The organism is Streptomyces sp. NPDC088762 (assembly GCF_044750905.1).
Lineage (GTDB): Bacteria > Actinomycetota > Actinomycetes > Streptomycetales > Streptomycetaceae > Streptomyces.
This window is the reverse complement of sequence record NZ_JBIVKT010000002.1, coordinates 272,744-287,474: the sequence shown is the minus strand read 5'-3', so window position 1 is coordinate 287,474 and position 14,731 is coordinate 272,744. Positions and strand designations below refer to the sequence as shown.

At 73.9% G+C, this 14,731-nt stretch carries 11 protein-coding genes; 7 read left to right on the top strand and 4 right to left on the bottom strand.

Annotation, left to right across the window (positions count from 1 at the left end):
- Nucleotides 1–687, top strand: a complete 687-nt coding sequence (locus tag ACIP5M_RS06020; protein WP_401192469.1) for a hypothetical protein — start codon at nucleotides 1–3, stop codon at nucleotides 685–687.
- 10 nt (nucleotides 688–697) lie between these two features.
- Here ACIP5M_RS06020 and ACIP5M_RS06015 read toward each other — a convergent pair whose 3' ends face one another.
- The gene (locus ACIP5M_RS06015) at nucleotides 698–1,045 is read right to left on the bottom strand and encodes a hypothetical protein (protein WP_401192467.1); all 348 of its coding nucleotides are present in this window, start codon (nucleotides 1,043–1,045) and stop codon (nucleotides 698–700) included.
- A 776-nt stretch (nucleotides 1,046–1,821) separates the two neighbouring features.
- Between ACIP5M_RS06015 and ACIP5M_RS06010 the strand changes: the two genes are divergently transcribed.
- The 6 genes from ACIP5M_RS06010 to ACIP5M_RS05985 all read left to right on the top strand — a co-directional run bounded on the left by ACIP5M_RS06010 (nucleotide 1,822) and on the right by ACIP5M_RS05985 (nucleotide 11,049).
- Complete coding sequence (locus ACIP5M_RS06010; protein WP_401192465.1) at nucleotides 1,822–4,188, top strand: tetratricopeptide repeat protein; 2,367 nt, start codon at nucleotides 1,822–1,824, stop codon at nucleotides 4,186–4,188.
- A 41-nt stretch (nucleotides 4,189–4,229) separates the two neighbouring features.
- The gene (locus tag ACIP5M_RS06005) at nucleotides 4,230–6,029 is read left to right on the top strand and encodes a flavin reductase (protein ID WP_401192463.1); all 1,800 of its coding nucleotides are present in this window, start codon (nucleotides 4,230–4,232) and stop codon (nucleotides 6,027–6,029) included.
- On the top strand, nucleotides 6,026–8,146 hold the full coding sequence (locus ACIP5M_RS06000) for a prolyl oligopeptidase family protein (protein WP_401192460.1): 2,121 nt from the start codon (nucleotides 6,026–6,028) through the stop codon (nucleotides 8,144–8,146). Before ACIP5M_RS06005 ends, ACIP5M_RS06000 begins: the two co-directional genes overlap by 4 nt.
- 24 nt (nucleotides 8,147–8,170) lie before the next feature.
- Nucleotides 8,171–9,436: an ATP-grasp domain-containing protein gene (locus ACIP5M_RS05995; protein ID WP_401192457.1), complete on the top strand. Its 1,266-nt coding sequence runs from the start codon at nucleotides 8,171–8,173 to the stop codon at nucleotides 9,434–9,436.
- A gap of 130 nt (nucleotides 9,437–9,566) precedes the next feature.
- Nucleotides 9,567–10,454 (top strand): sigma-70 family RNA polymerase sigma factor, encoded by an 888-nt coding sequence (locus tag ACIP5M_RS05990; RefSeq protein WP_401192455.1) that lies wholly within the window; start codon nucleotides 9,567–9,569, stop codon nucleotides 10,452–10,454.
- Between the two features lie 70 nt (nucleotides 10,455–10,524).
- Nucleotides 10,525–11,049, top strand: a complete 525-nt coding sequence (locus tag ACIP5M_RS05985) for a gluconokinase (protein ID WP_401193525.1) — start codon at nucleotides 10,525–10,527, stop codon at nucleotides 11,047–11,049.
- 113 nt (nucleotides 11,050–11,162) lie between these two features.
- Here ACIP5M_RS05985 and ACIP5M_RS05980 read toward each other — a convergent pair whose 3' ends face one another.
- The 3 genes from ACIP5M_RS05980 to ACIP5M_RS05970 form a co-directional block, all read right to left on the bottom strand.
- Complete coding sequence (locus tag ACIP5M_RS05980) at nucleotides 11,163–12,191, bottom strand: hypothetical protein (protein WP_401192452.1); 1,029 nt, start codon at nucleotides 12,189–12,191, stop codon at nucleotides 11,163–11,165.
- Nucleotides 12,192–12,291: 100 nt separating this feature from the next.
- Nucleotides 12,292–13,623 (bottom strand): cytochrome P450, encoded by a 1,332-nt coding sequence (locus tag ACIP5M_RS05975; protein ID WP_401192450.1) that lies wholly within the window; start codon nucleotides 13,621–13,623, stop codon nucleotides 12,292–12,294.
- Nucleotides 13,624–13,873: 250 nt separating this feature from the next.
- Nucleotides 13,874–14,725 carry a hypothetical protein gene (locus tag ACIP5M_RS05970; protein WP_401192447.1) on the bottom strand — a complete coding sequence of 284 codons (852 nt, stop codon included), beginning with the start codon at nucleotides 14,723–14,725 and terminating at the stop codon, nucleotides 13,874–13,876.
- Nucleotides 14,726–14,731: the final 6 nt, after the last annotated feature.

Sequence of the window (14,731 nt, the reverse complement as noted above, 5' to 3'; positions counted from 1 at the left end):
GTGAATCCGAGCAGTTCCGCGCCTGCGGACCTGAAGGTCGTCGAGCTGTGCGTCCAGGGCATGACCGCCGAGGCCGAGGGGCGGAACTCCGATGCCCGCGGCCTCTTCCAACGGGCCTGGGACATCGCGGCCGACGACTACGAAGCCTGCGTCGCCGCGCACTACCTGGCGCGGCACCAGCCGACCCCCGAGGCCACCCTCCGGTGGAACGAGACCTGCCTGGCCCTGGCCGACCGGGTGGGCGACGAGCGGGTGCGCGGCTTCCACCCGTCCCTGCACGGCACGATCGGCCGCGCGCACCTGGACCTGGGGCGCCCGGCCGAAGCGCGCGCGCATTTCGAGGCGGCCGCCGGCCGGCTGGCCGACGTACCGCCCGGACCGTACGCGGACTGGCTGCGCCTGTGTATCGCGCGCGGGCTGCGCGCCACCGCGCCCGAGGCCGCGTCGGGGCACGGGGACCCGGGCACCGGCACCGATCCGCTGCGCCCGCTGCTCGCCCGCCTGTGCGCCCGGGCCGATCTGGAGGCCCTGAGCCTGCTGCTGCCCCCGTACATGGGCAACCTGCACCGGCCCGAGGACGAGGAGCGGCTCACCGGCACCCTGCGGATGCTGCACGCCGAGCGCCGCCTCCCGGAGGCCGATCAGGCGCTGCTGGGCGAGGTGATCAGCCTGCGGGCGGGTGCGTGAAGCCGTACCCTCAGCCCTCCACGGCGACGGGGTGCCCGGCGAGCTCCCACGCGTGGTGCTTGAACTCGTGGCGGAAGTCGGCGTGGTCCTCCCACTGGCGGGCGATGCCGCGCAGCACGTCCCAGTTGTGCTCCACCGACTGGTCGATGACGCGGCGCATGGCCGCATCGGCCGACTCCCGCTGGGCAATGAGTCCCTTGATGTGAGAGGCCTCGAGGACGGCGTTGCGCAGCGCGCGCAGCGCACGGGAGTTGTCGTCCATCCCGAAGCCGTGCTCGCTGCCCGTCGCCTCGTCGAACAGCGGGGTCAGCCGCGCCTCGATGAACGCGGTGATCCGCTCGAAGTGCTGCACGTCCATCGGGGACTTCCTCTCCTGCCGGGGCCACCTCGTGCCCCCGGCGTCTTTTCCGCTCGGCTGTTCCCGGTCATTATCCAGCAGCCCGGCGCGGGCCCGTGCAACAGGATGTAGAAGGACAAAACATCGGCTTCAGGCCATAGTTGCGGCGGGCACGGACCAGCCGGCCGTCCACCGCCGGAGCCAATTCGTCCGCATCCGGTCAGGGGCCCCCGCCGGCGACCGGCCGGCCCACGCGCCGCCTTCGCAAGACCAAACGTACGTACGGGTGACGAATCGCCGACGGGCAGTCGACTCGGGGAGGCCCGGGCGCGCGGGCAGGGCCCCGCCGCCGGTGCCCCGCCCACCAGCGCGCGGACCCCCGCCGCCCGTGCGGAGCCGGCCCGCCCCTCCCCGCCCCGCGCGGGAGTTCGTATACGAAACCGCCGGGAGATCAAAAGCGGAAGCGCCGGATCGCCCCGGTGTTTTTGCGGCGCGCACCTATGGCGGACACCCGCACCGATCCGGCCAAAACCGTGAACAGGCCTCCCCCCTCGCGTCCTTGACGCCGCCGACAGGACCGTCCCATGCTGATGCCGTCCGAAATTCGAGGACACAAACCGTTGACATGAAAAAGGGGTGACAAAACATGAAGGTCAAGGTTGCCGAGAAGCAGGACACCGTTCGCACCACCACGCCTTACGTCGCCGGCTAAGGCGAATGCGAAAGCGGTGGGGGGTCCGTTGACCGGGCCCCCCACCCCTCCGGTGAGACAGATTCGGACACGGGAGAAATCCGGCATGACTGCTCCATTTCCGCGCGTGCGCCCCACCTTCTTCGCAGAACTCGACCAGGCAGCCGGCCGACTGGATTCCGGTGATCCGCAGGCCCCCGCATTTCTTCTGGTCACCTCACCGGACGGCAGCGGCAAGGCGGACACCGTGCGCGCCTGGCTCGACTCCGCCCCCCTCGGCGGCCGCACGGCCGGCCCCGTGGTGTCGGCGAGCGGGGACAGGCTGGCCCACGGCTACCTCGCCGGGCTGCAGCCGCTGGTGGACCACGCGCTGAGCACGGCGGAGACCGACGCCCCGGACCTGGTGTCCGCCGCCGAGCAGTCCCTCAAACGGATCTTCCCGCACCGCGACTCCCCCGCCTACCGGGTGCCGAAGGACCTCACGGGCATCGCGAGCCGTGACGAACGGACCCGCTTCTACTTCCACGAGTACCAGGGCAAGCTGCTCAACGGCCTGTACGAGTTCCTCGACGCCTTCCTCGCCTCCCCCGGGCGGCCCCCGTACACCCTGGTCGTCGACAACGCCGAGCGCCTGTCCCCGACGGTGGTGCAGTTCCTCGACATCGTCGCCCGCCGCCGGACGCTGTGCCGGCGCCTGACGATCGTGCTCCTCGTGGACGGCGAACCCGATGTCGCCCTCGCCGAGCACAGCGCACGGGTCACCCTGGGCCCGCTGTCCCGGGGCGAGGCCCGCGAGATGATCGGGAGCTGGGGCTTCCCGGTCCCGGAGGCCAAGCGGCTCGACGACCTGTGGCGGCTCTCGCAGGGCAGGCCGGCCCGGCTCTCGGCGCTCATGCGCTGCGCCGGCGCGAAGGTGTCGCTGCCCGACTACCTGACCTTCGACACCCACCTCGACCTCTACCTGAGCCTGATGGGCGAGAGGGCCAGGTACGACCTGCTGGAGGGTTACGTCGCGGACCACTGCGCCGATGACGACCCGGTCGCGGTCCGCAACTACGAGACCTACGACGCCGGAACCAGGGAGCGCCTGCACCGCGAGGTGCTCGGCGGCCTCGCCGGCACGCCCGAGGAGGTGTTCCACCCGGTCCACCACCTCGCCCTCGGCGACGCGTCCGACCAGGTGGTGGCGCTGTCCCCGCTGTCGATCTCCCTCCAGGAGATCGGGCTCTACGACACCTGGTTCGACCTCTTCTCCCGCTTCTGGGCGGATCCGCAGCTGCGCACCCTCCCCGGTGGCGGCCAGACGCACAACCTCGTCTACCTGCGGATGTCCTTCGTCCTCTATTCGCTCGGGCTGGCCCACACCTCGATCCCCTACCTGGACACCTTCTACGGGCATTTCCCCCAGAGCCTCTACACGCCCACGGTCCTGTATTCGCAGAGCATGGCGCACGGCCGCTACCAGTCGCCCCCGGACCTCGTCACCGCCGAGCGATTCGCCCTCCTCAACCTGGAGAAACTCGCCACCGAATTCCAGGACCACCCGAAGTACGAATACATCAAGGTGTTCGCCGAAAACGCGCTCGCCTACATCCGGGCACGGCAGGGACGGATGGACGAGGCCCTCACGCTCTGCACCGAGGGCATGGAGCGGATGCAGAAGATCTACGGCGATGAGAAATACGCCCTCCACCAGTCGATCCTCGTCTACAACACCGCGCAGATCTACGAAATGGTGAAGGACTTCCCGAAGGCGTACGAGACCTACCAGCGGACCATAGCGCTCGACCCGAACTACGGGGAATACGCGAACGACCTGGCCAACATGCTCCAGCGCACCGGCCGGTTCGACGAGGCGCTGGAATACTACGACCGGGCCATCGAGCTGTGCCCGCCCTATTACGAGGCCCATCTCAACCGGGCCCGGCTCCACGTTCAGCGGGGTGATGCGGCGGCGGCCGAGCGGGACTTCCGGCGCGTGGTGGAGCTCAAGCCCGGGGAGGCGCGGGCGCACGTGGGCCTGGGGGTGCTCCGGCTCAAGCAGGGGCGGCCCGCCGAGGCGCTGGTCAGCCTCGACGCGGCCGTGTACCACGATCCGGGGAACGCGCAGGCGTGGAGCAACCGGGGGCTGGCCCTCTCCGAGACCGGGCGCACGGAGGAAGCGGAGGAGAGCCTGCGCAGGGCGGTGGCCCGCGATCCGAAGCTGACCGAGGCCTGGAACAACCTCGCCCACGTGCTCCACGCCAGTGGCCGCCCTCAGGAGTCCCTGACCTGCCTCGACCACGCGGTACGTCTCTCCGACGACCCGGACTACGCCTACAACCGCGCGGTGCTGCGGCTCGAACTCGCCGATCCGGACGGAGCCCGCGCCGACATCGAGCTGGCCGCGGAGCGCGGCGGCGACCCCGGGGAACTGGCCGAGTTGCGCGCCCGGCTGACCGCCGAGGCGACCCCGGAGCCCGCCTCCGACTAGACAGGACGAGACAGACCCCACCCGGATCGACGAGGAGCACCGTGCCACCCACCGAGCGCCGCGAGACCCCCGAACGCCGTTCCCTTCGCGCGCTGCTGTCGGCGTACGCGGTGAGCCAGTTCGGCAACTGGCTGTTCCGCACCGGGGTCGTCTACTACGCCTACAACCAGAACCACGGCTCCAACGCCCTGCTCACCACGGCGATCGTGCTGGTGTACCTGCCGATCCTGTTCGGTTCGCGGCTGCTGGCCCCGCTGGCCGACCGCCGGGACACGCGGCGCACGCTCATCGGGCTGGACATCCTGCGCGCCGCGGTGCTCGTGGTGCTGCTCGCCGCGGTGGGGGGCGGGGCCGGCGGCGGCTTCACCTCCGCGGCCACGATCACCGTGATGGCCTTCCTCAGCCTGCTGACCCCGTTCTTCACCGCCTCGCAGACCGCCTACCTGCGCCGTGTGCTGCCGACCGAGCGGATCCCCTCGGCGCTGGCGGCGGTGTCGAAGGTGGACTGGTCGACCTTCATCCTGGGCACCGCGGCCGCTCCCCTGATGCTCCAGGTCTCGAACCTGCCCGTGCTGATCACCCTGGACATCGCCAGCTTCGTCGTCTCGGGGCTGCTGCTGGTGCGGCTGGCCCCCGCCCCCGTCCCGGCGTCCGGCCGGACGGACGGCGGGGGCGCGGGGTCCGGATCGGGCAAGCCGCGGCTGTCCGGGAGCAGCAGGTGGCTGCTGGCGAGCGTGTTCGCGCTGAACGCCGGCGCCGGGGTCATCAACGTCTACCCCAACGTCGTCGCCCGTGACTTCCTGGGCGGCGGCGCCGGCTGGCTGAGCGTCATCAACCTCGCCAACGGCACCGGCGCGGTGATCGGCGCCACTCTGGCCGCCCGGCTGCGCGGCCGCCGGGGGCTGCGTCCCGGTGTGCTGGCCGCGCTGACCGCGGCCGTTTCGCTGGCGTGCATGACGCTGGTGACGACCGCGTGGGTGGCGGTCCTCGCCAGCTCCGTCATGCTGATGGCCGGCCAGGTGTTCGCGGTGGTCTTCCAGGCCCGGATCCTGGAGAACGAGCCCGTGGCGGTGGCCGGCCGGGTCTCGGGCCTCTTCACGCTGGGGACCTTCGCCGGCGTGACGGTGAGCATCCTGCTGTTCATGGGGATCACCAGCCTCGGTTCACCGCGCGGTTCCTTCACCGTGCTGCTGCTCGTCGCGGCGGCCTCGGCGCTCGTCTCGGCGTGGATCGGCCAGGCCGCTGCGCGCAAGTACGGGGAGGCGGCCCCCGAGGCGGCCGACCGACTCCCGGACACCGGTGCGGAGTCCGCCGCCCTGCTGGTGCGGCAGGCGGGCCGGGCCTTCGCCACGGGCGTGACCGTCGCGTCCACGGTGGCGTCCGGGATCCCGCACGCGACCACCGTGAACTCCTTCGTGACCGTGTCCCTCGACCCGCCCCTCGTACTGATCTGCGTCGCGCACGGCTCCCACCTCGCCACCCTGGTCACCGAGGGCTCCCCGCTGGGCGTGACGGTCCTCGCGGCCGACCAGCGGGAGACGGCCGCGCACTTCGCGCGCGCCGAACGCCCGGTGGGCGAGGCCCAGTTCACCGGGCACGCCTGGCGGCCCGGCCCGGAGACCGGCGCCCCGCTGCTGGCGCACGGCGCGGCCTGGCTCGAAGGGCGGGTGCAGTCGGTCGTCCCCGCCGGGGACCATGCGATCGTCCTGGCCCGCGTCCTGGCGTTCACCCCGTCGGACGAGCCCGTGGAAGGTCCCCTGGTCTTCTACGGCGGCGGGTTCCACTCCCTCGGCCACGACGCCTCGGCCGCGCCGGGCGGACTCCAGAAGGCGGAGCAATGACCTCACCCCACCGGCTGCCCGACCCGCACACGCTCCCGCTCGCCTATCCCCCCGCGCCCCGCGACCCCCGGCAGGACAAACTCCACGGGCGCCTGGTCGAGGACCCGTACCGGTGGCTGGAGGACCCGGACGGCGAGGGGACCCGCCGGTGGTCGGCGGCGCAGCGCGAACTGTGCGACCGCGTCCTGGCCGGCCTGCCCGGCCGTGACGCGCTCCGCCGGCGCCTCACCGAACTGCTCGGCACCGGCAGCGTCGGCGCTCCCGTATGGCGTGGCGAGCGGCAGTTCTTCACCCGCCGCCTCCCCGGGCAGGAACGCGCCGTCCTGCTCACCGTGGAACCGGACGGTGCGGAACGCGTCCTGCTGGATCCGATGCGGCTGGACCCGACCGGCGACACCACCCTGGACGCGTGGCATCCGGACCAGGAGGGGCGCCGGATCGCGTACAAGATCTCCCGGGGCGGCACGGAGGAGTCGCTGCTCCACGTGCTGGACGTCGCGACGGGCGTGCTCCTGGAGGGCCCGATCCCGCGCGCCCGGCACTCGGCCGTCGCCTGGCTCCCGGGCGGCTCGGCCTACTACTACGTCCGCCACCTGCCCGGGCCCGCGGGAGAGGAGGACGGCGACGGTCCGGGGCGGCGCCGGGTCTGCCTCCACCGGGTGGGCAGCGACCCGGAGTCGGAGGACGTGGTGGTGTTCGGGGAGGGGCTCCCCGACTCGAACGACTACGGGATCCTGGTCAGCCGCGACGGCCGCTGGCTGAGCGTGGGGGCATCCCGGGGGACGGAGAACCGCAGCGACCTGTGGCTGGGCGATCTGTCGGCCGGCACGCCCGAGGCGCCGCTGTTCCAGCCGGTCCAGGTGGGCGTGGACGCCGACACCGGCCTGTACATGTGGCGCGACGGCCGGGCCTACCTGTTCACCGACCGGGACGCGCCGCGCTCGCGGCTCTGCGTGGCCTCCCCCGCCGATCTGGCGTACGGGTCCTGGCGCGACCTGATACCGGAGGACCCGGAGGCGGTGCTGACCGACTTCGCCATCCTGGACGGCCCCGAGCTGGACCGGCCGCTCCTGCTGGCCGGCTGGACGCGGCACGCGGTGGGCGAGTTCACGGTCCACGACCTGGAGACCGGCGAACGGCTCGGCACGGTGCCGACACCGGGCGCCGGTTCGCTCGGCGGGCTCTACGAACGCCCTGAGGGCGGCCACGAGGCGTGGTTCTCGTACACCGACGGCACCTCGCCGGGGTCGGTCCTGCGCTACGACGCCCGCCACGGCACCACCGGCGTCTGGGCGTCCGCCCCGGGCATGGTGGCCGTCCCGGAGGTGAAGAGCTCGCAGGTCGCCTATCGCTCCACCGACGGAACGACCGTGCGCATGCTCCTGGTCGAACCGCTCCACCGGACCGGGCCGCGCCCCGCGATCCTCTTCGGCTACGGGGGCTTCGGCTCCTCCCAGGTCCCCGCCTACGACCCCTCGGTGCTGGCCTGGGTGGAGGCCGGCGGCGTCTACGCCGTGGCCAACCTGCGCGGCGGCGGCGAGGAGGGCGAGGAATGGCACCGGGCCGGGATGCGGGAGAACAAGCAGCAGGTGTTCGACGACTTCCACAGCGCGGCCGAGGCGCTGATCGACGGCGGCTGGACCACGGCGGACCGGCTGGGGATCCACGGGGGCTCCAACGGGGGCCTGCTCGTCGGCGCCGCGCTGACCCAACGGCCCGATCTCTACCGGGCGGTGGTGTGCGAGGCGCCGCTGCTGGACATGGTCAGGTACGAGCGGTTCGGGCTGGGGCACCTGTGGTCCGCCGAGTACGGCTCGGCGCGGGACCCCGAGGAGCTGGGCTGGCTCCTGGGCTATTCGCCCTACCACCACGTCCGGGAGGCGGTGGAGTATCCGGCGGTGCTGTTCACGGTGTCGGAGAACGACGCGCGGGTGGATCCGATGCACGCCCGGAAGATGTGCGCCGCGCTCCAGCACGCCACCGGCGGGCGGGCACCGATCCTGCTGCGCAGCGAGGCGGAGGCCGGGCACAAGGGCCGCTCGACCACGAGGGCCGCCGCCCTGGCCGCCGACACGCTCGCGTTCCTCGCCTGGCAGACCGGCCTGGCTCTGCCGTGATGACCACCGATCCACGAGGTTGACATGAATGACAAGCCGACCCCGGCCGGCCGCCCGGTCGTGGCGATCGTCGACGCCTATTCCAGTGCCCGGTGCCTCGCGCCGCTCTTCCGGGAGCGGGGGTTCGACTGCGTGCACGTGCGGAGCGCCGCGACCGCGCATCCCGTGTACGAACGCAGCTTCCGGCCGGAGGACTTCGTCGCGGAGGTCGTGCACGGGGGCGATGCGGCGCGGACGGCCGCGGCCGTCGCCGCGCACGGCCCGGTGTGTCTGATGCCCGGCATCGAGAGCGGCGTGGAGCTGGCCGACGTACTGAGCGAGGCGCTGGGTCTGCGGACCAACGGAACGGCGCTGAGCACGGCCCGCCGGGACAAGTACCGGATGCTGGAGACGGTACGGGAGGCCGGTGTGCCCGCCGTGGGGCAGATCCTGGCCGCGGACCTCGGCACGCTGCTCGACTGGTACGCGAAGGCCGACGGCCGGGTGGTGCTGAAGCCGGTCAAGAGCGCGGGGAACGACGGCATCCACTTCTGCGACGACGCGGAGCAGGTCCGGGCGGCCTTCGCCGCGCTGATCGGCACCGACAGCGCGCTGGGCGCCCGCAACGGCGCGGTGCTCGCGCAGGAGTACCTGGTCGGCGGCGAGTACATCGTCAACACGGTGAGCCTGGACGGCAGGCACCACGTCACGGACATCTGGCGGATGCACCACATCAGCGCCAACGGGGTCCGTGACCTGGGCGTCAGCGCCGTACTGCTGCCGCGCCACGGCGCCGACCAGGATGCCCTGGCCGGATACACCTGCCGGGTCCTGGACGCGCTGGGGGTGCGCAACGGGCCCGCGCACAGCGAGCTGAAGCTGACCCCGCAGGGGCCGCGGCTGATCGAGACGGCCGCCCGGGCCTGCGGCGCCGACCTGCACGTGCCGGTGAAGGCGGCGATCGGGGAGAGCCAGCTGGACTGGACGGTGGACGCCTACGCGGACCCGGACCGCTTCCTCGCCCGCTGGGAGGAGGGCTACGAACTGGCCGGGCACGCGGGGCTCGTGAACATGGTCTCGCCCGCGGACGGCACGTTGCGCGGCTATCCGAGGATGGCGGAGCTGCGCGGGCTCGACAGCTTCCACGACATCGCCCTGAACGTCCGCCCGGGCGACCGGATCCACCGATCCGTGGACGACTGGACCTATCCCCTGCGCGTGTACCTCGTGCACGAGACGCCGAACACCGTGCTGCACGACATCCTGACCGCGCACTACCTGGACGGGGAGGGCTTCTACGACATCGTCTGACATCGTCTGGCCTCGTCCGTTCCCGGTCCGGCCCGGTCCGACCTCGCCCCGACGCCGTCAAGTCCCCCTCGCCGCAGCGGTTTTCCGATGATCTACCTTTGGGGTCCGCCGTGAGGAAGGAATGTGACGGGTGGACGAGAGCACGACCGGCCTGACCGAGCGCTTCGAAGAGCACCGCTCTCATCTGCGTTCGGTGTCCTACCGCATGCTCGGCTCGCTCAGCGAAGCCGAAGACGCCGTCCAGGAGACGTGGCTGCGCTTCCACCGCTCGGACACCGGCGACGTGGAGAACCTCGGCGGATGGCTCACCACGGTGGTGTCGCGCATCTGCCTGAACATGCTGCGCTCCCGCGCATCCCGCCGCGAGGAGGCGATGGAGGCGTATCCCACCGACCGGGTGGTCAGCCGGGAGGACACGGTCGACCCCGAACAGGAGGCGATGCTGGCCGACTCGGTCGGGCTGGCGCTGCTGGTGGTGCTCGACACGCTGACGCCGGCGGAGCGGCTCGCGTTCGTGCTGCACGACCTGTTCGCCGTGCCCTTCGACGAGATCGCCCCCATGATCGAGCGGACCCCGGCCGCGACCCGGCAGCTCGCGAGTCGCGCCCGCCGCCGGGTCAAGGGCGCTCCGGCCGTGCCGGACGCCGACCTGGCCCGTCAGCGGCGGGTGGTGGACGCCTTCCTGGCCGCCACCCGCGGCGGGAACTTCGACGCGCTGGTCGCGCTGCTCGATCCGGACGTGGCCCTGCGCGCCGACAAGGCGGTCGGACCCACCCCCCAGCCCGTCCTCGTCAGCGGCGCCGTCACGGTGGCCCGCGGTGCCATGGCCGCGATGCAACGGGCACAGTCCACGCAGCCCGCGCTGGTCAACGGCACGGTGGGCCTGGCGATGGCCCCGCTGGGCCGCCTGTTCCTGGTGCTCACCTTCGTCCTGAAGGACGGCCTGATCACCGAGATCGAGGTGATCGCGGAACCGGAACGGCTGCGCGAGCTCGACATCGCCGCGCTCGACGTCTGAGACGGACCGGCTTCATGGGCTTCACTGCTGTCTCACATGGACCGATGTCGACGAGGACAGCGAGGTGGACGTGAGCACCCAGCGCGTCATTGTGGTGATGGGCGTGGCCGGCACGGGCAAGACGACGGTGGGCGGCCTGCTCGCGGAGGCGCTGTCCCTGCCGTACGCGGAGGGCGATGCCTTCCACCCTCCGGCCAACGTCGCCAAGATGTCGGCCGGCACGCCCCTGCAGGACGCGGACCGGTGGCCGTGGCTCGACGCCATCGGTACGTGGATCCGCGAGCGGGCCGCGGCCGGCACCGGCGGAGTGGTCGCGTCCTCCGCGCTCAAGCGCGCCTACCGTGACCGGCTGCGCAGCGCCGCCCCGCAGGCGGTGTTCGTGCACCTGACCGGTGAGCGCCGGCTGATCGAGGAGCGGATGGCGGCCCGCACCGGCCACTTCATGCCCACCACCCTGCTGGACTCGCAGTTCGCCACGCTGGAGCCGCTCCAGGAGGACGAGTCGGGCATCGTCGTCGACGTGTCCGGATCCCCCGAAGAAATCACCGATCGGGCGCTGGCGGCCCTGCGCCGGCTCCCTACACCAGAGAACTGAGGAATCGGGCCTCTCCGTGATGCACGGGCTGCCCTCGGCCGGGGCAGCCGGCTTCACCCGGGCTGACCGGTGGGCCCGTCCGGCGAACGGCGGCCGGGCGCCGCAGGGCGCCTTCAGCGTTCGCCGAGTTGGGCTGCGGCGAGGGTGAAACCCTTCGCCGCGGCGGCGCAGCGGCCGGCGAGGACGTCGATCTCGGCGCGCAGGGCGCCGGCCTGGGGATCCCGCCGGGCCGGCGCCACCGCCGTCGCCCGCAGGCGCACCGCGTGGGTACGCAGCGCGGACGCGTGGCCGCGCAGGCTGTCGACGGCGCGCGGACGGGCGGCGGACGGGGGCGGCGGACCGGGGAACCGGGCACGCACCAGGGGGTGACCGGCGGCCCGGTCGGGCCGCGCCGGGTCTTGCGGGGCTTCGGGCCCGGCGGTCGCCTCACGCTCGCCGCCCGCTGCGTGCCGTGCGGGTACCGCGTCGTCGCCGGCGCCGTCGCGCACGCCCGGCCCGCGGTCGCAGAAGGCCCGGAAGGCGGCGCCCAGTCCGAGGAGCGGCTGGGCGGGCACGGCCCGGCCGGTGGCGACCTGCCAGCCGGCGTGGTCGTTGAAGGGGTTCGCGTCGGTCAGGGCGTCCCAGGCCAGGATGTCGGCGAAGGCCGGTGCCAGCAGCGTGAAGGCGTGCTCGGTGCCCCTCTCGCGCATGATGCGGCGGAACAGGCGGGCGGCCTCGGCCTGCCGGCCCTCCCCGACGGCCGCGAGGACCGCCGCCGCGCCCGGGTCCTCGAGGAGTTCGGGGCGGCTCGCTCCGACGGCCCGGATCCGGGTCCGGAGCCCGCAGACGGCGACGCTGATGGCGAGGCTCTCCCGGCCCGCGAGCAGCCCGGCGAGCCGGCCGGCGCGGGCCACGCCCCGGCCGCGCGGGGCCCAGCCGAGGCCCTCCGGGTCGGTGAGGGTGTGCAGCAGGGTCCGCCAGCCGAGCCGGCGCCCGCCGCCCCGGGCGAGGGCCACGGCGGGCAGGCGGGCCCCGAGGGCCAGCCCGGAGGCGTAGCGCGCGGCCTCGCCGACCGCGTCGGCGGCTTCGGCGAGTGCGCGGCACAGGTCGTCGAGCAGGTCGACGTCCGCGTCGGTGGACGCGGCGGTCGCGGCGTCGGGCATGGGGTCCTCGCGTGTTCGGCAGGGGTCGTCGGGTCGGGCCGGAGTCGTGTGGGGCGTACGGGCGTTGCGGCCCGGGGCGGTGGCGGGGGCAGGGCTCCGGTCAGCGGTGCGTGAGGGTGAGCCGGATGCCGTTCGGGTCGAGCGCGGTCGGCAGCGGTCCCACCGGGTCCAGGACCGGTCGGGTGGCCCCGATCCGGTGGCTGCGCAGCACCTCCGCGCAGAACGCGGCCGTCACCAGCAGGCCGAGTTCGTCGCCCGGGCAGCGGCCGCCGCCGTGCCCGAAGGGCGCCATCCGGGTGTCGTGGTCCGCGGCGGGGTTCTTCCACCGGCCGGGCACGAACACGTGCGCGGCCGGCACCCGTTCGGGGTCGCGCTGGTGGAACGCGACGGGCAGCAGGACGGTGGTGCCGGCCGGGCAGCGCACACCGCCCCAGTCCGTCTCGGCGCGGGTGACGCGGACCAGCTCAGGCACCACCGGGTAGAGCCGGAGGGATTCCCGTACGCAGGCCCGCAGCCGGGGCAGTTCGCCGCTCCCGGCAGCGCCCGCGGACGCTTCGGCGCAGGCCGCGTCCTGCTCGGCCGGGTGCGCGCCGAGCAGCAGGAGGGTGCGCAGCAGGGTGGCGGGGAGCGACTCCATGGCGAGTAGCCACTGGCGGGCCTGGCCGGCGGGGTCCTGGACGTCGGCCCGCGCCACGAGCGTGCCCGCGCCGGCCCGGCCCGCGTACTCCAGGATGCGGGAGCCGGCGAGGTCGTACGGGGAGCCCTTGCGCAGCCCCGGCCCCGGCCCGTCGGGGCGCGACCGTCTGAGCCAGGCGGCCAGCTCCTCGTCCTCGGCGGCGGCGTCGCCGAGGACGATCCGCCGGGAGGCGCGGCCCACGGCGTGGTGGGCGCGGTCGAGGTCGAGCGTGCCGGAGGCGGTCAGGTACCGGGCCTCCCCGGCCACGGCCGCGAGGACGCCGGCGGCCGGGGCCTCGGCGTCGATCCGGCGCCGCGGGGTCACGGGTTCGGCGTAGAACCGACACAGGTCGCGGGGGTCGAGGAGGACCAGGACCCGCTCGCCGGAGCGCGTGCGCAGGAGGACGGGTGCGTCGCCGTGGCGGGCGCGCAGGGCGCGCAACGCGGCGGAGGTGCGGGCGGGGCCGGACCGGGGCCGGCGCGCCCCGAGCAGGGCAGCGGTGCGCAGAAGGGATTCCCGTACGGATGTCCGCAGCCCGGGACCTCGCGCGCCCAGCGCCGGCACGGCCGTCGCGCGGTCCGCGAGCGGCGCCTCACCAAGGAACGCCCGACCGGCCACCCGGGACCCGTAGGCTGCCCACCGGTACCGTCCGGCGGGCGCGGCCGCGACCCCCCGCGCGGGCAGCCGGGTCCGGCCCGCGAGGGCCCTGACCCGGGCCCTGAGCCCGTCGAGGTCGACCCGTTGGAGCGTACGCATCCGTGGACCTCCGCAGCCGGAAACAACAACGGTCGGTGACATCGGGATCACCGTACGTCCGGCACGCGGGCTCCGCGCCCCGAGGCCCTTTCCCGGCGGGGTCGGTCCAGTAGTGACCGCCCATCCAGAGCCCGGGCACGATCTCGTCCCAGGGGGTGGGCGGGCCGGGTACCTCGCGGTCCCGCTGACGGGTCCGAGCCATGCGGCGCCACCTCCCGGATGCGGCCCTCAGGATGGCACGGTCAGCCCTTCAGCGGAGGCCGGTCGCGGGGAAGGCCCTGTCGCGGAAGGCCGTGCGGAGGCGGGGGTCCGGGGTGGTGGGGAGGAGGAGGGCCCAGCGGTGGTGCCGGGGGGAGATCCAGAGGGCCGGACCGGCGGGGGCCGGGGCGTGGTGGGACCAGGCCCCCTGGGGGGTGGGGTGCCAGAGCAGGCCGCGCGGCGGGGTGAGTTCACCGGTGCGGATGCGGAGGGACTCGGCCGTCCAGGCGCGGGTGATCCCGCCGGTGTCCGCCGGGGCGAGGAGGTGGCACAGGAAGCGGACGAGGTCGGCGAGCGGCGCGTGGAGGGTGCCGTCCGCGTAGCTGGTCCGGGTCATGCCCAGCGGGCGCCAGACGCGCGTGGCGGCCAGGTCGGCGAGGGAACTGCCGGAGAGGTGCTCGGCGAGGCGGGTGAGGGCGGCGGTCCCGTCGGCCCGGGTGAGGAGGTGGTGGGCGGTGGTGGTGCCGGGGACGCCCACCCCGTCGCCGCCGGAGGCGAGCGCGGCCGTGATTCCGGGGCCCTCCACCACGGCCGCCGCCCCGCAGGCGGAGGGCGGACCGGCGGTGCCGGCGGTGCCGGTCCCGCCCGCCCCGCCCGTGACCCCGTAGACGGCGAGGGGGGTGTGCAGCCGTAGCGCGCCCTCCTCCACGAGGGCGCCGATGGCGGGCCAGAGGGCGAGGACGGCGGCGAGCCCGCCGACGTCGAAGAGGGTGTCCCCGGCGGCCTCCGCGCCCGCGGACTGGGCCTGGATCCCCTCGGGTCCGCCGACCGCCCACACCGCTGCGGGGTCGGCGGACCCCATGAGGGCCCGGATGTCTTCGGCCTGGTCGCTCAGGAGCGTCATGGTCGC